Origin of the sequence: Colwellia sp. MB3u-8 (assembly GCF_014076985.1) — a bacterium.
GTDB lineage: Bacteria > Pseudomonadota > Gammaproteobacteria > Enterobacterales > Alteromonadaceae > Cognaticolwellia.
The window spans coordinates 408,061-424,381 of record NZ_JACGVA010000030.1; the positions used below are offsets into that span (position 1 = coordinate 408,061).

At 39.4% G+C, this 16,321-nt stretch carries 12 protein-coding genes; 1 reads left to right on the top strand and 11 read right to left on the bottom strand.

Going from position 1 to position 16,321, the window contains the following annotated elements; genetic code table 11:
- Positions 1-84 precede the first annotated feature (84 nt).
- The 7 genes from greA to H4J54_RS01960 form a co-directional block, all read right to left on the bottom strand.
- A complete protein-coding gene (gene greA / locus H4J54_RS01930) occupies positions 85-561 on the bottom strand; it encodes a transcription elongation factor GreA (protein WP_146878345.1) in 477 nt (158 codons plus the stop codon).
- 154 nt (positions 562-715) lie between these two features.
- Positions 716-3,934 (bottom strand): carbamoyl-phosphate synthase large subunit, encoded by a 3,219-nt coding sequence (gene carB, locus H4J54_RS01935; protein ID WP_182189126.1) that lies wholly within the window; start codon positions 3,932-3,934, stop codon positions 716-718.
- Between the two features lie 29 nt (positions 3,935-3,963).
- Positions 3,964-5,121 (bottom strand): glutamine-hydrolyzing carbamoyl-phosphate synthase small subunit, encoded by a 1,158-nt coding sequence (carA, locus tag H4J54_RS01940; RefSeq protein ID WP_182189127.1) that lies wholly within the window; start codon positions 5,119-5,121, stop codon positions 3,964-3,966.
- Positions 5,122-5,425: 304 nt separating this feature from the next.
- Positions 5,426-6,235, bottom strand: coding sequence for a 4-hydroxy-tetrahydrodipicolinate reductase (dapB, locus tag H4J54_RS01945; RefSeq protein ID WP_182189128.1), 810 nt, complete (start codon positions 6,233-6,235; stop codon positions 5,426-5,428).
- A 39-nt stretch (positions 6,236-6,274) separates the two neighbouring features.
- The gene (locus H4J54_RS01950) at positions 6,275-6,724 is read right to left on the bottom strand and encodes a hypothetical protein (RefSeq protein ID WP_182189129.1); all 450 of its coding nucleotides are present in this window, start codon (positions 6,722-6,724) and stop codon (positions 6,275-6,277) included.
- Between the two features lie 71 nt (positions 6,725-6,795).
- Entirely contained in the window at positions 6,796-7,419 is a 624-nt protein-coding gene (locus H4J54_RS01955) for an FKBP-type peptidyl-prolyl cis-trans isomerase (protein ID WP_182189130.1), read from the bottom strand.
- 156 nt (positions 7,420-7,575) lie between these two features.
- Positions 7,576-8,568, bottom strand: a complete 993-nt coding sequence (locus H4J54_RS01960) for a ketopantoate reductase family protein (protein WP_182189131.1) — start codon at positions 8,566-8,568, stop codon at positions 7,576-7,578.
- A gap of 564 nt (positions 8,569-9,132) precedes the next feature.
- On the opposite strand from H4J54_RS01960, the gene pgi reads away from it, so the two are divergent.
- Positions 9,133-10,773, top strand: coding sequence for a glucose-6-phosphate isomerase (gene pgi / locus H4J54_RS01965; protein WP_182189132.1), 1,641 nt, complete (start codon positions 9,133-9,135; stop codon positions 10,771-10,773).
- 294 nt (positions 10,774-11,067) lie between these two features.
- Here the strand turns inward: pgi and H4J54_RS01970 are convergent, their stop codons facing one another.
- The 4 genes from H4J54_RS01970 to H4J54_RS01985 all read right to left on the bottom strand — a co-directional run bounded on the left by H4J54_RS01970 (position 11,068) and on the right by H4J54_RS01985 (position 16,212).
- Entirely contained in the window at positions 11,068-12,522 is a 1,455-nt protein-coding gene (locus tag H4J54_RS01970) for an ATP-binding protein (protein WP_182189133.1), read from the bottom strand.
- A 58-nt stretch (positions 12,523-12,580) separates the two neighbouring features.
- Entirely contained in the window at positions 12,581-13,129 is a 549-nt protein-coding gene (locus H4J54_RS01975; RefSeq protein ID WP_182189134.1) for a hypothetical protein, read from the bottom strand.
- A gap of 68 nt (positions 13,130-13,197) precedes the next feature.
- Positions 13,198-14,433: an ATP-binding protein gene (locus tag H4J54_RS01980; RefSeq protein WP_182189135.1), complete on the bottom strand. Its 1,236-nt coding sequence runs from the start codon at positions 14,431-14,433 to the stop codon at positions 13,198-13,200.
- A 75-nt stretch (positions 14,434-14,508) separates the two neighbouring features.
- Positions 14,509-16,212 (bottom strand): GGDEF domain-containing response regulator, encoded by a 1,704-nt coding sequence (locus tag H4J54_RS01985; protein ID WP_182189136.1) that lies wholly within the window; start codon positions 16,210-16,212, stop codon positions 14,509-14,511.
- Between the last annotated feature and the right edge of the window lie 109 nt (positions 16,213-16,321).

Consider the following 16,321-nt stretch of genomic DNA (forward strand, 5'->3'; position numbering starts at 1 on the left):
TTTCATTTAACCATTTAACCATTTAACATAGTTTTCATTTAACATAGATAACTCATGTCAAATAAGGTTAAATGACCATAAATGCTAAAGGTGGTCTACCGAAATAATTTCATATTCAACCACGCCACCCGGTGTAGTAATTTCAATTTCACTATCAACTACTTTACCAATTAAACCGCGAGCAATTGGCGAGTTTAATGAGATACGTCCAGTTTTAAAGTCCGCTTCATCGTCACCCACTATTTTGTAAGTCACTTCAACGTCAGTATCAAGATTAAGCAGCTTCACTGTTGTGCCAAAAATAACTTTGCCGGTATTAGGGATTTTTGTTACGTCAATGACTTGTGCGTTACATAACCTGCCTTCAATATCTTGAATGCGACCTTCACAGAAACCTTGTTCTTCTTTCGCCGCATGGTACTCAGCATTTTCTTTTAAGTCACCATGCTCACGAGCAGTAGCAATATCTTTGACTATACGTGGGCGCCTTTCTGTTTTTAAAATTCTTAATTCTTCTTTTAACTGTTCAGCACCAAGAAGTGTCATTGGGTATTTTGTCATTTCACTCTTCTTTTTCTAGCAAGAAAGGCGGCTTACCCTAACTACTATGAGTAGGTTAACCACCTTTAGAAAATAATTCGCTTAAATAAAGTTTAAAATGAATTTGCTCTGTATTCATGTTTTCACACCATGAGCAAATTCATTGTTTAGCCGTTTATTTGCAGCGTTTATGTAACTCTTGTATTGAAGTTACGGTATTACGATCATCTGCAGCATGCGATTGGCAAACGGCAAATGCAGCGTTCAAGGTTGTAGTATATGCGACTTTGTAACGTAAAGCACCACCACGCAAGACTTTAGAATCTTCAATCGCTTTACGACCTTCTGTGGTGTTAATAATGTAGTTATATTCACCATTTTTGATTCTATCAAGAATATGCGGTCGACCTTCTTGCACTTTATTCACCAGGCGACAAGGAATATTAGCTTCACCTAATATCACTGCAGTGCCATGAGTAGCATCCACGTCGTATCCTAAAGCAACCAATTGTTTTGCTAATTCAACTACACGTACTTTATCACTATTACGAACAGAAATTAACGCGCGACCCGATTTAGGTACAGAAACACCAGCACCTAAACAAGCTTTTGCGTACGCTTCTTCAAACGTATTACCCACACCCATTACTTCGCCCGTAGAGCGCATTTCAGGCCCTACTAAAGGATCGCTACCATGAAATTTGTTAAACGGAATAACAACTTCTTTGACAGAAAAGTATGGAGGAATAATTTCTTTAGTGATCCCTTGCTCTTTCAATGTTCTGCCAGCCATAACACGGGCACCCACTTTCGCTAGAGGCACTGCTGTCGCTTTTGAAACGAATGGAATGGTACGAGCAGCACGAGGATTGACTTCAATGATGTAAACTTCGTTATCCTTTACGGCCATTTGCGTATTCATTAAACCAATAACACCGAGTTCAAAAGCTAAGTCAGTCACTTGCTGACGCATAACATCTTGTACTTCTTGACTTAAACTATATGCCGGTAATGAACATGCAGAATCACCCGAGTGAACACCTGCTTGCTCAATATGTTGCATAATGCCGCCAATAACTACATCGGTACCATCACAAACAAGGTCAATATCAACTTCAATCGCATCATCAAGGAAATGATCAAGTAATACTGGCGAGTCATTTGAAACGCTAACAGCTTCTGTCATATAACGACGTAAATCATCTAGGTCATAAACAATTTCCATTGCACGACCACCTAATACATAAGATGGACGAACAACAAGTGGGAAGCCTATTGCTTCTGCTTTAGCCATTGCCTCTTCTAGTGACGTTACCGTAGCATTTTCAGGTTGTAATAAACCTAAACGGTCTACAGCTTGTTGGAAACGCTCTCTATCTTCTGCTCTATCGATAGCATCAGGAGATGTACCGATAATGGGTACACCAGCTGCTTCTAAAGCACGTGCTAATTTAAGTGGTGTTTGACCACCATATTGCACGATGACACCTTTAGGTTTTTCAATGCGAACAATTTCTAAAACATCTTCAAAAGTGATAGATTCAAAATATAAACGGTCTGATGTGTCGTAATCTGTTGAAACTGTTTCAGGATTACAATTCACCATAATGGTTTCATAACCATCTTCACGTAATGCTAATGCCGCATGAACACAACAATAATCAAATTCAATACCTTGACCGATGCGATTTGGACCGCCACCTAAGATCATGATTGATTCTTTATCTGTCGGATTTGCTTCACACTCTTCATCGTAGGTTGAGTACATATATGCGGTGTCTGAACTAAATTCAGCCGCACAAGTATCAACACGTTTGTATACTGGAAAAATATTAGCTTTATGACGCTTCTTACGCACTTCAGCTTCAGCAACACCAATTAAATCAGCAAGACGAGAATCAGCAAAACCTTTACGTTTTAATTTACGTAAATAATCGGCTGTTAATACTTTTAAACCGCCTTCAGCGACTTTTGCTTCTTCTAAAACAATATCTTCAATTTGAATGAGGAACCAACGGTCAATCATAGTTAAGCGGTAAATGTCGTCAACCGTTAAGCCTAAACGAAACGCGTCAGCAATATACCAAATACGGTCAGCGCCCGCTTCTTGAAGCTCATGCATGATTTTAGTTTTAGCACCCGGTTGAGTGACATCAACCATAGAGTCAAAACCATTCACGCCAACTTCTAAGCCACGTAATGCTTTTTGAAGTGATTCTTGCTGATTACGACCAATTGACATAACTTCGCCAACTGATTTCATTTGAGTGGTTAATCTGTCTTCACAACCCGCAAATTTTTCAAAGTTAAAACGTGGGATCTTAGTCACAACATAATCGATAGTCGGCTCAAATGACGCTGGTGTTGCGCCGCCAGTAATATCGTTAGTTAACTCGTCAAGCGTATAACCTACGGCTAATTTTGCAGCAATTTTTGCAATAGGGAAACCCGTTGCTTTTGAAGCAAGTGCTGATGAACGAGAAACACGAGGATTCATCTCAATAATAACCATGCGGCCAGTCTCAGGACAAATACCAAATTGTACGTTTGAGCCACCGGTTTCAACACCAATTTCACGTAATACCGCAATCGAGGCATTACGCATGATTTGGTATTCTTTATCGGTTAGCGTTTGCGCAGGAGCAACCGTAATAGAATCACCGGTGTGAATACCCATAGGGTCAAAGTTTTCAATCGAACAAATAATGATGCAGTTATCATTTTTGTCGCGAACCACTTCCATTTCATATTCTTTCCAACCAATTAATGATTCATCAATCAGTAATTCTGACGTTGGAGAAAGGTCTAAGCCACGCGTACATATTTCAGTGAACTCTTCGATATTATAAGCAATACCACCACCCGTGCCACCCATAGTAAATGAAGGACGAATGATACAAGGGAAACCTAAAATTTTACTGGCGGCGTGTGCTTCTTCAATCGTATGTACAATTTCAGCATTTGGTGTGTCTAAACCAATTGCTTTCATGGCTTTGTCAAAACGAGAGCGATCTTCTGCTTTATCAATCGCATCAGCTGTTGCGCCAATCATCTCAACGTTAAATTCTTTCAATACGCCTTTTGCTTCAAGCTCTAAAGCACAGTTCAACGCCGTTTGACCACCCATGGTCGGTAATACAGCGCAAGGACGTTCTTTTTCAATAATTTTGCGAACAACTTCCCAATGAATAGGTTCGATGTAAGTTGCATCGGCCATTTCTGGGTCAGTCATAATGGTGGCAGGATTTGAGTTAACTAAAATAACTCGGTAGCCTTCTTCGCGAAGTGCTTTACAGGCTTGTGCACCTGAATAATCAAATTCACATGCTTGACCAATTACAATTGGACCCGCGCCCAAGATCAAGATACTTTTTAGGTCAGTACGTTTTGGCATTTTATATTCTCTCTTCTCTTGTCTAGGGTCTACGCTTTTTTAGCAGCAACGATTAAATCGATAAAATGATCGAACAATGGTGCGGCATCTGCAGGGCCAGGGCTAGCTTCAGGATGACCTTGAAAACTAAATGCAGCTTTATCTGTACGATGAATACCTTGAATTGAACCATCAAATAATGAGCTATGGGTTACTTTCAAGTTTTCAGGCAAGCTATTTTCATCAACAGCAAAACCATGATTTTGCGCTGTGATCATGACAATATTTCGCGCAAAGTCTTTAACCGGGTGATTTCCACCATGATGGCCAAATTTCATTTTAACCGTTTTAGCACCGCTGGCTAACGCCAGTAATTGATGGCCTAAACAAATACCAAACACTGGAATATCTGTTGTTAAGAATTTTTTGATTGCTGTAATAGCATAGTCACACGGCTCTGGGTCACCAGGGCCATTTGATAAGAAAATACCATCGGGCTTCATGGCTAATACTTCTTCAGCAGAAGTTTGCGCCGGTACTACCGTTATTTTACAGCCGCGGTCTACTAACATACGTAAAATATTACGTTTAGCACCGAAATCGTAAGCAACGACATGAAATGGCAGTTTTTCAGGCTTATCTTGAAAAGAACTATGGCCCTTGCCTAGTTCCCAACTCCCTTCATGCCATTGGTAAGCTGTTGTAGTAGAAACAACTTTGGCTAAGTCCATACCTTTAAGGCCAGGAAAGCTTTGTGCTTGTGCTAGCGCCTTGGCTTCTTCTGCACTGGCGTCAACTAAGTCACCCGCGATTATGCAACCGTTTTGTGCGCCTTTCTCACGTAGAATGCGCGTTAGTTTACGGGTGTCGATATCGGCAATGCCTAAAATATTTTTCGCTTTTAGGTAGTCACCTAAACTTTGTTCACTGCGAAAATTACTCGCTAATAGTGGTAAGTCACGAATTACTAAACCTTTTGCCCAAATAGTGTCAGACTCTTCATCTTCGCTATTGGTACCTGTGTTACCTATATGTGGATAGGTAAGGGTAACAATTTGCTCTGCATAAGAGGGATCTGTCAAAATTTCTTGGTAGCCTGTCATTGAAGTATTGAATACTACTTCACCAACAGCAGCCCCTTCTGCACCGATAGCGGTGCCCTTAAATACAGTGCCGTCTTCAAGCACTAAAATGGCAGATTTAGTCAATGTAACCTCCGTTAAGAAGAAAGAAAATTAATGGTAAAATAACTAAGAATTTAACCATTAACGATAAAAAGCGATACGCACAAAAAATGTCAAAAATATTAACCCGTTCGTCATGAACAGTAAATTTTTGACAAAATCCACTTATAATACGCTTGTAAGCGTCTTTCGTCTAGTAATAATTGTAAAAACTCTCTGTTTTTGACGTTATTGATGTAAAGACGCCAAAAACAACACTTTTCTATAAAATTAACCCGAAAATAGCACAAATTAATCTGCTAGTATTTGGCTAAATCACTTTAGGATTTTAGTTATCTTTAAAACCCAAAACATCTTGCATATCATAAAATCCAGCATGAGCTTCGCTTAACCAAAACGCCGCCCGCATTGCGCCTAAAGCAAAAGTCATTCTTGAACTTGCTTTGTGAGTCAACTCAATACGCTCACCAATATCAGCAAAATAAGCGGTATGTTCACCGACAATATCACCCGCCCTTACGGTAGCAAAGCCAATAGTTTCTCGGCTGCGCTCTGCCGTAATACCTTCTCGGCCATACACGGCTACTTTATTGAGGTCTCGGCCTAAGGTATCAGCAATAACTTGGCCCATTTTCACTGCTGTGCCTGATGGTGCATCTTTCTTAAATCTATGATGTGCTTCAAAAATTTCTATATCAGTATGCTTGCCAATCGCTTTGGCAGTGACTTCAAGCAACTTGAATAATAAATTTACACCAACACTGGTATTAGGTGCCAAAATAACGGCTATGTTATTACCTGCCATTTTGATCGTTTCTACTTGCTGATCAGAAAAACCTGTTGTGCCAATGACCAAGGCTTTGTTGTGTTGCTGACACCAGTCAAGATGCTCAAGCGTAGCTTCAATCGAGGTAAAATCAATTAACACATCAGCAGCCAACAAGGCTTTATAGTCTGTCGTTGTTTTTTGACCAATCGCACCAATACCAGCGATTTCACCTAAATCAAAATTTTCAAATGATGAACCCACACGAACACTGCCACCTACAAGTTCAACTGATTTGTGCTCAATAGCCGCTTGTATTAAATTTCGGCCCATGCGCCCACTACAGCCTAAAATCGCTACTTTCACTTTCATGACAACGTCTTCCTACTCGGTAATGTTATAAGGGGTGTTCTATACTTTATTATAAAAAATATTAAAAGCGTGTTTTAAATCAACTGATTGGCTAAGGTCTTGTGACACTACATTAAAAATTCGCCATTGGCCTTCGCTCAAAGCTAGATGGTAAAATGCTGAAAAATCGGTAAAAACTTCGGCCTTAGGGCCAATAAACTGCCAATCAACACAAGCCAGTATCAGGTTTTCACTCAACTGACTAAAGCTGGCTTTTAAGGCGACAAAACGCTTTATCTCTGCATGACTTAGTACGGTAAATATATCTAAAAATTCTTGTTCAAATACTTTATCACTCGCAATTAATACCACTTTATCGGGCGTATGCATAGTACAAGGCAACTGATAGCATTGTTGCATATCTGACATGTTTTGCTGATGAAACGCCGTTAGGTAGCGCTGGAAAAATTGTTCGATAGCTGATTTATGCATCAGTGATATATAACTCAAACTGGATTTACTTTATATAAATTATACTTATAAAAAAGCCCTCATTTGAGGGCTTTTAAAAAATAGTTTACTTAGCTAATAATCGCTAATAACTCAACGTCGAATACCAAGGTAGCATACGGAGGAATTGCACCTTGAGAGCCACGCTCACCGTAAGCTAAACCGTAAGGCACATATAAACGCCATTTTGAACCTTCAGCCATTAATTGTAATGCTTCAGTCCAACCAGCAATAACGCCGTTAATTGGAAATTCAGCAGGTTGGCCACGATCAACAGAGCTATCAAAGATATCGCCATTGCTAAATGTACCGTGGTAATGCACACGAACTGTGCTAGCAGCTGTTGGCTTTTCGCCTTCACCTGTTGCTATTACTTCGTATTGCAAACCTGATTCAGTTATTGTTACTTCTTCACGTTTTGCATTTTCTGCTAAGAAAGCTTCGCCTTCAGCTGACTTTTCTTTAGCTTCTGCTTGCTCTAGCTCTTGCATCTTTTGTGATACAACACCAAATGCTTCATTAAGTGCTTCGTCAGATACTTGGCTTGCAGTATTAGCAATTGCATCAGCTAAACCAGCTTGCACAGCAGATACGTCAAAATCTTTAAAAGGATTGTTACGTAGTTGGTCACCTAGTTGACGACCTACACCATAACTTACGCGTTGTTCGATTGATTCAAGTTTATTTTCAGACATTATTTAATCTTCACTTAATTGATACGATAAAAATTCGCCGATACAATAGCATAAATTTAACCTTCTCTGTAGTGCTAGCACGGGTGAATTTGTTATTTATTATAATTTTTTAACCTTAATCCTGCTAGAGAACTCATCACTAGCAACCTCACTTCACTATGGCGAACCTGACATTATTTTCTGGTAACACTGAGTTAACACGGGAACTGAGAGATTAAATTCTGTCACTAAGGTCATAGGATAAGCTATTAACACATCAAACTCTGAATGCTGTCCAGCGGCCAAATCTCGTTGCATTGATGTTTCGCTACTATCAGGTAAGCGTGATAAAAAACTTAAGGTTTCTTTTATATGCTTATCGCCAAGCTTTACCCCTGCTTTGCGCGCAATATCGGCATATTCATTAACAATACGTTCTAATAAAAAGATAATATGGCTTTGTGCTCGAATTTCGCCCAAGTTCAATTGTCTTGCCGAAGCCAATGCCCCCCAAGCAGCAACAAGTATAAATTTTCGCCATAATGCCAGCTTAATATCACTGGTTACCCCGACGCTAACACCCGCTAATTTAAAACATTTCGCTATCGCACTAAGCCGCTCTGTTACTTCTGCCTTAACTTGAGCAGCTTTTACTTCATTAACTTGTTCAACTCTTGAGTCCACTAACACTTCATCACTAAAAGCGCCTAAGGTGATATGAGGCTTTGCTCCGGTATGATTTATCACGCCATCAGCCGTTTTCTCAGCAATAATTTTTGCTAAACCACCAAAAATATTTTCTAAAGCAATACCGTGCTCTTGCATAACATCAACAGCATTAACACCGTTTAATAAGGGTATTACTCGCGTGTGAGGTGAAATCAGAGCTTTTATTTGGGCAATTGCCGCCGGTAACTGAAACGACTTTACACAGAGAAAAATAACATCGGCAGGCGTTGGCAAAGTGTCTGCCGTTAGGCTTTGTGCATTAACCACATTAACCTGATCAAGCTGCACATCGCCTTCAATACTTTTAATGGTTAAGCCCGAGGTTTGCATGCTTTGAAATTGCTGGCCACGGGCAACAAAGGTAACATTTTCGCCATGCTGCGCTAAACGGCCACCAAAATAACCACCCACAGCACCACAACCCACGATAACAAAATGCATTACTCTTCCTTCTATACGATAAATTATGCTCAAGTTTACCATGGCGAAATTAAAATGGTCAGGCGCTTAAGCTTGAAAATAGTGGCAAAAGTACACTTTATTCAATATAACTCGCTAGCATTAATAATGTTCAATCCAACTAAATGATGACACCTAGGTTTTTCAATTAGATTTTTCAATTAATCTTGTCATCTAAAGATGGCCTGTAAATAGTATGCTCTCAAGTCAATATTGCAACGCTAGGCATAACAGCAAATTCACGCTTAAGCTCTCTAGCCTTTTTACTTTAAGATAAAAGCTTTGCTTAAATAAAGCGTCCTTAAGCAGATTAAGCTTAAGCCTTAAGATTTGGCGCTTTGCCGGCTGCTATTAACGTCTCAAAAATAGGTTGCCAACCACAGACTCATTAAGTTCGTGCGCAGTAAATTAGATTAGCGCTTTGGCTTGTGAAAGCCAATAGCACTAACATTGAATAGATAACACTGTTATCGTTAGGCAAAAGTCATTTCTTGCTCGCGACTCCATTTAAAAAAACTTACATTTTATTAGAAAGGCTTATTACACATGTTAACTAATTCCCTGGCATGGCAAAACTTACAAATTCATTATTTAGACAGTAAAATAATACACTTAAAATCTTTATTTCGTATTGACCCTGAACGCTTTGATAAATTCACCATAACCGCATCAGGATTAACCTTAGATTACTCCAAAAATCATTTGGTGCCAGAAACAAAGGACTTACTTGTTGATTTGGCGAAACAGTGCGGTGTTGATGAAAAAATAGAAAAAATGTTTTCCGGCGCACCAATAAATACCACTGAAAATCGCCCAGTGTTACATACTGCCCTACGTAATTTTTCTAATGAGCCGGTTTATGTTGATGGCGAGAATATTATGCCCTTGGTCAATGACACCTTAGAAAAAATCAAAGGCTTTGTGAATGATGTTTCATCGGGCGTTACCAAAGGTTATAGCGGCAAGGCTTTTAAAGATATTGTTGCTATTGGCATTGGCGGCTCATTTTTAGGGCCTAAAATTATGTCTGAAGCCTTAAAGCCATATCGTCAAAAACACTTGAATGTACATTATGTCGCCAATGTGGATGGTTGTCATATTCATGATGTGCTGTCGGGTTTAGATCCAGCAACAACTTTGGTGATCACCTCATCAAAAACATTAACCACCCAAGAAACCCTAAGAAATACTGAAACGGCAAAAGAATGGTTTTTAAAACAAGCTAAATTCAGTGATATTCAACATAACTTTGCTTGTGTATCGGCTAATATTGCAGCCGCTAAAAGTTTTGGTATCAGTGAAAAAAATATCTTCCCCATGTGGGATTGGGTCGGTGGGCGATACTCTATTTGGTCAGCCATTGGTTTACCGCTTGCTATGGGTATTGGCTTTGATAACTACTTAGCGTTTTTACATGGCGCCTTTGAAATGGATGAACATTTTAGACAAGCACCATTTGAAGAAAATATGCCGGTAATTATGGCGCTACTAGGTATTTGGTATAGAAATTTCCATGGTGCACAATCGCAAGTATTATTGCCCTACTACCACTATTTACGTGGTTTACCGGCATACATACAACAACTGGATATGGAAAGTAACGGTAAATCGGTCAACTTAGATAATAAAGAAACCAACTACGATACCGGCCCTATTATTTGGGGTAGTGAAGGAACCAATGGACAGCATTCTTTTCATCAGTTAATTCATCAAAGTAAAACGCCGATACCGGTCGACTTTATTCTCCCGCTTAACCCTCATGTTGATATTTCAGATCATCATGACATGTTAATTGCCAACTGTTTGGGACAAAGCCAAGCGTTAATGGAAGGTCAAACTGAAGAACAAGTTATTGCCGCTATGACCAAAGCAAAATGCAGCACCGATGAGATAAGTTACTTATCATCTCATAAAGTCATGAAAGGCAATAAACCCAGTAATACTATTTTAATGCCCAAATTAACCCCTAAAGCTTTAGGTAGCTTAATTGCCCTGTACGAGCATAAAGTATTTGTTCAAGGCGTTATCTGGCAAATAAACTCATTTGATCAATGGGGTGTAGAATTAGGCAAAGCACTCGGTAATGACATATTTAGTAAGCTTTCAAATATTGATATACCTTTAGATATGGATGGCTCAACTAAAGGGCTGATCAACATTTGTCGAAAAAGACGTAGCATAACTTAACACCATAATACCTTAAATAAATGCTAGAAAGCCTTTAACGACATGAGTTAAAGGCTTTCTAGCATTAAAGTTTTTTATACAACAAAAACATTAACTTAAAGAGTTTTTATATTGATAATTAAGAGTTAAGAGTTAATAATTTCATCGAGTACAAAGCTAAGGTGGAACGCGATACTCTATTTACCAAATAAACAGGCGCTAAAGTGAATATTCAGCAAGATATGACTTAATAAATTTACGTTATTATTCAGACTATTCATTGCTGCTTGATGATCAAAAACTCATGAGAAATTTTCAGCTAGCTATGGTATTTGTATTTGTATTTGTATTTGTATTTTGCGCAACATTAGGAAATTCAAGAGAAAAACAACATCCTTCGCCCAGTTGAGAGTCAACTAACACCCGCCCATTATGCTTATCCATAATGGTTTTCACGATCGTCAAGCCAACCCCACTGCCTTTTATAGTGGATAACCTTTCAAATAGGCCAAAAATTATTTTGTGATATTTTGGGTCAATACCTATGCCATTGTCCTTGATATGAAGGGTGGTTGCAGTCGACGTTTTTGTGGTAAATATCTCAATAATTAAAGGCCGGGCAGGATCTAAGTAACGTAGTGCGTTACTTAACAAATTTAATATTCCTTCAGACAGTAAGCGCTCATTCGCACTCACAGTATCTAAATTTTTAGCAATATTGATTCTCGCACTCGCTTCTGCAATAGCTGCTTCTAAAGCAAGACACTGCTGTTCAATCACCAGGTTAACATTGACATTAGCGGTAGTAATAGCTTGTTGTACAATGCGAGATAAGTCGAGTAAATCGGCTAATAGTAGTTCCATGTTATCAGCATTTTGTATAATGCGGCTCAACCTATAGCTTTGCTTTTCTGTCAAGGTATCAACAAGTTCTGTTTGCAACTTTTGGCTGAATGCTGCAATGGTAACTAAAGGTGATTTAAGATCATGAGACACGGTGTAAATGAACTGCTCCATCTGTTTGTTCTTATTGATTAATTTTTTATTAAGTGTGGTGGCCTGACGTTTTTCTTTTTCCACATCTTGCATCACACTCAATAAAATGGTTTGTGAACGTGCCATATCAATTTCGTTACTTTCCATTTTGACATTTAGCGCCTTACTTAGCTCGAGTGCTTCTTGTTGCTTTTTGAAGAAAAATCGGATTATAGCCACTAAGGTGAGTAACAAGGCAACCATCACTAATAAACCCAACTTAAATTTTTGATCAAGTAAATCCAACAACTTGCTGGCAAATAAGACAGAAATTTTCTGGTATATCGCTTCTATTTCCAAATGAGACGGTTCATCGTTGTAACGCAGATAATGACCAAGTTCACGAACGTTGGTATTGTTATCAAGTAAACTAGGCAGCAAGGTTAAGCGTTCTCTGTAAGCTGTCAGCATATCCCTAGTCGCTGGCATTTTCAGCTCGCCAAGGATTAACCCACCTTGGTGCTCAATCTTATGCAATTGAATGGTAGCGACACGTAAATTTTCCGAGGCTTTGTCGATATGGTGGCTATCTTCGGTGCGCAAAATAGCATTTTTAAAATTATCAATTAAACCGACGTAGCCAATCTGGTTTTTAAGTTCACTGATCTGGGCATAAATCGCAACACGCTTTTGATTTAACTCTTTTTGTTTTGACTTATAATCCAAGGCAATTAGCACTTCAAGTGTGATAAAAAACAGCAGCAAGGTAGTCAGTACAGCATTTTTGGTATTCATTTAGACTCCTGACAATAACGGTTTTGCATAAAAAACGTTAACATAGGTATTTTTTTCTTTAAACATCGTAGCTCTGTGCTCGATCGAGTTCGCTCATCAGCGCATTCACCTCTTTTTTCAACTCAAGTATCCGATCCTCTCGGTCAAGTGTGACTGAATAAACTGAGCTCATTTGCTTGTTTTTTTGTTTTATCGCTTCAAGCTCTGCCATAGCGCTATGGTATTTAACTTCCACACCGGGTAATCGAATAAGCTGAGGTAGTTTGGGCGCCAAGACAATCGCGGTTAAAATGGAGGTAAAAGCGGTCAGTGCTTTTATCCAACCTTGATATTCATAAGCGGGATACCAAGTGACATAAATCGCCACAAAATGTGTGGTACCACAAAAGAAAATAAACGCCATAAATAAGGCAAATATGTCTTTGTGTGGCACGCTTTCTTTGCGTTTATAGAGCAATATCCCGATAATAAGGGTGATCAGATAATACGCAACACCAATGGTGATATCGGCTGTCACGTGGGTCCATAATATGTCAGGTCGCCAAAGGTAACAGTGTCCGTGAGGCATAAAATTGGGGTTAGCGAATTGTTGCAACCATTCGTTCATCTGCATTCCTTTTATGGCGTGTTTAATTGATTGTGATTGTTATTGTTAATAGTAAAAATGATAGTGCTTCACGCTTTAGGGAAACGCAGTTCAAAGCAACTACCCTGACCTAATTCAGACACTAGGCTTACCAAGCCGTTATGTTTTTCCATGGCGGCCTTAACTAGACTCAAACCAATACCTGTGCCTTGGCATGAATTAATTTGCTCAAAGACATTAAAAACACGTTTTTGATCGCTTTTTGCTATGCCTATGCCATTGTCACTAATAAACAAAGAGACTGAAGTTTCCAACTCTTCGGTGTGAATTTTTAATTTTAAATCCTGCTCAGCACTTCGATACCGAATGGCATTGCTTAACAAATTATCAATGCATTGAGACAACAGGGTTTGATTGGCACAGATGGCGTGCAGCGGCTTGGTTAGAACCAATTCAACCTTGACCTCTTTGTACCCTGTCATCAATCTTTGCCAATTTTGCTCAATCAGCGTTGTTAGATCAATCGGCGCTGTGCTAATCTCAGCTTTCATCACTCTTGAAAGCGCTAATAAATTAGTCAACAAATCCCCCATATGAGTCAAATTTTCAAGTATTCTTTGAAAACGATGTTTCTGCTTTTCCGTGGTATGAGCTGATAACTCTTTGGCTAACATACTGGTGAAACCGTTGATGGTCACCAAAGGCGATTTCAAGTCATGGGATACCGTATAGACAAACTTCTCTAGCTCTTTGTTTTTTGCTTCTAAGCTTTTAGTTAATAACAGCGATTGTTCTAATGACCGTGATTGCGCTAAAAGATCATGTTGAATTCGCCCCGCTTTTCTCAGTTCTAATTGCGTAACCACTTGTTGGGCAATAATGATCAACTGCCTTTTTTGTCGTGTAGTCAAGGAAGATGGTTTATGGTCGATAACACACAAGGTGCCTAATCGCAGGCCACTGGGTGTTACTAGCGGGGCTCCGGCATAAAAAATGACTTGAGTAGGCCCAGTCACTAAAGGGTTATCATGAAAACGCTGGTCTTTGCGGCTGTCTGGTATTTCAAATAATTCATTATGGTGAATAGCATGCGAGCAAAAAGCAATCTCGCGTGGGGTTTCTTGCGTGTCAAGCCCGTGATGAGACTTAAACCATTGTCGCTGCTCATCAATTAAAGAAATCAAAGCAATGGGGGTGCCACAAACACTAGACGCTAGCTCGGTTAGCTGATCATAAGCCTGCTCTGCTAGCGTATCTAAGATGTTATACTCATCCAAAGCGGTTAAACGAGCCAATTCATTATTGGGTATTGCCGCTGACTTCATCTTTTTAGCTCACTCGGTTTAGTATTGGCTTGTATACTTAATATTGCGGCAGCTAATAAAGCGCCGCTTGGGGGATTAACTTTGTTCAAGTAACTTTGCCTCTAACAAATCCGCTGGCATAGGCCGACCGAGTAAGTAACCTTGTATTTTGTCAATTTTCAACTTATGGCATAAGGCCAACTGGCTGGCTGTTTCAACCCCCTCGGCAACAACGGTAAAACTGAGTAACTTCAGCATCTGGGTGACCGCTTCCAACAAACATTTTTTATTGTTAGTATCCGATTCATTTTTCTGTAGTGATTTATCCAGTTTAACCACGTCAATCGGAAAATTGTTTAAATGGGCGATGGAGGAAAATCCCATGCCAAAATCGTCCAAGGCAATTTTAAAGCCAAGTGATGAAAGTGAATGCAATGTATCTCGCGTCACCTGGTCATCGGCGAGTAATGCTGTTTCCGTAATTTCTAAGGTAATGGTATCGGGAGAGACCCCATGCTCTTGGGTTTTATTTTTAATTTTTTGCGTCAATTGCTCATCCTGCAATTGCAGCGCTGAAATGTTAATGGCCATGGTAAAGTTAGGATCAAAACGCTTTTGCCATAAGGCTAAGTCAGTTAAAGCAGCATTAATAACCCACTGTCCTAAGTCATGAATTAAACGTGTTTCCTCTGCAATAGGAATAAACTCATCGGGTGTATAAAATTTGGGTGTATCAGGCCATCTAATCAGCGCTTCGACACCTTGTATTTTTTCGTTATGGGCAGAAAAAACCGGTTGATAGAATAACCTGAACGAAGAGTCTCTGAGAATATCGCTGATCTCACTTTGGATTAAGTAGCGACGGTTGAGCTCATCCTGATAATGTGACTGATAAAAGCGTAATGAGTTTTTACCGTTTTGCTTTGCTCGGTACATAGCGATATCAGCACACTTGACCAATTGATGACGGCTCTCAGCATCATTAGGATACAAAGCGGCGCCAATACTTACCGTGCAATTAATGCGTTGACCATCAATATAGAAAGGTTCTTGTACTGACTTTAAAATGCGATTGCCAATCATGTTAACTTCTTCAACCGAATGTATATTCGCCAAGGTGATAGCAAATTCGTCACCACCGAGTCGTGCAAAGCCATCGTTATCTCGGAGATATTTTTTGGCTCGAGCAACCCATTCAACCAATAATTGGTCTCCTGCATCATGACCCAAGGTATCATTGACGTACTTAAAGTTGTCTAAATCCAGCGCTAACATACCCACTGAGACCTTCAGTCGTTTGCTATTGGCAATCATGAATTTAAGCGTCTCATCAAAATAATAACGGTTCTGCAAGCCAGTTAACTGGTCTTTTTCCGCCATATTTTTTACGGCTAGGTAGCTTTGGTGCATTCTTTGCTCCATCTCAAAGCGCTTGGTCGAATGAATAATCGCTTGATGGAGTTTAATATAGGAAACATCACTTTTGGGGATAAAGTCTTGGGCACCCGCTTCAATGCAATTAAGCGCGATTGCTGAGCCTTGCGCTGCACTGATAACAATGATGGCTGTATTGCCTAAATTTGGCCGGGAGCGTATTTCAATAATCATTTCAATGCCATTAACTTCAGGCATGTGATAATCCAGCAAAATAATGTCGAAGGGTTCGGCATCTATCATCGCAAGACCGCTGGCAACAGAGTCGGCGTATTTCACTTGGTAATTATTTTTCAAAGAAGAGGTTAGCGCTCTTTTAACGATCGCTATATCGATTTCGTCATCATCAACAATTAATATTTTCATTTTTGATCTCATCCCTGTATGTATATTGGCTTTAAAAGCTATTAATCCGGCTATTTAAAACTTTTGCAAAATCAGATCATATTAAGCGTGTATTGAAAGCTTTTTTTTC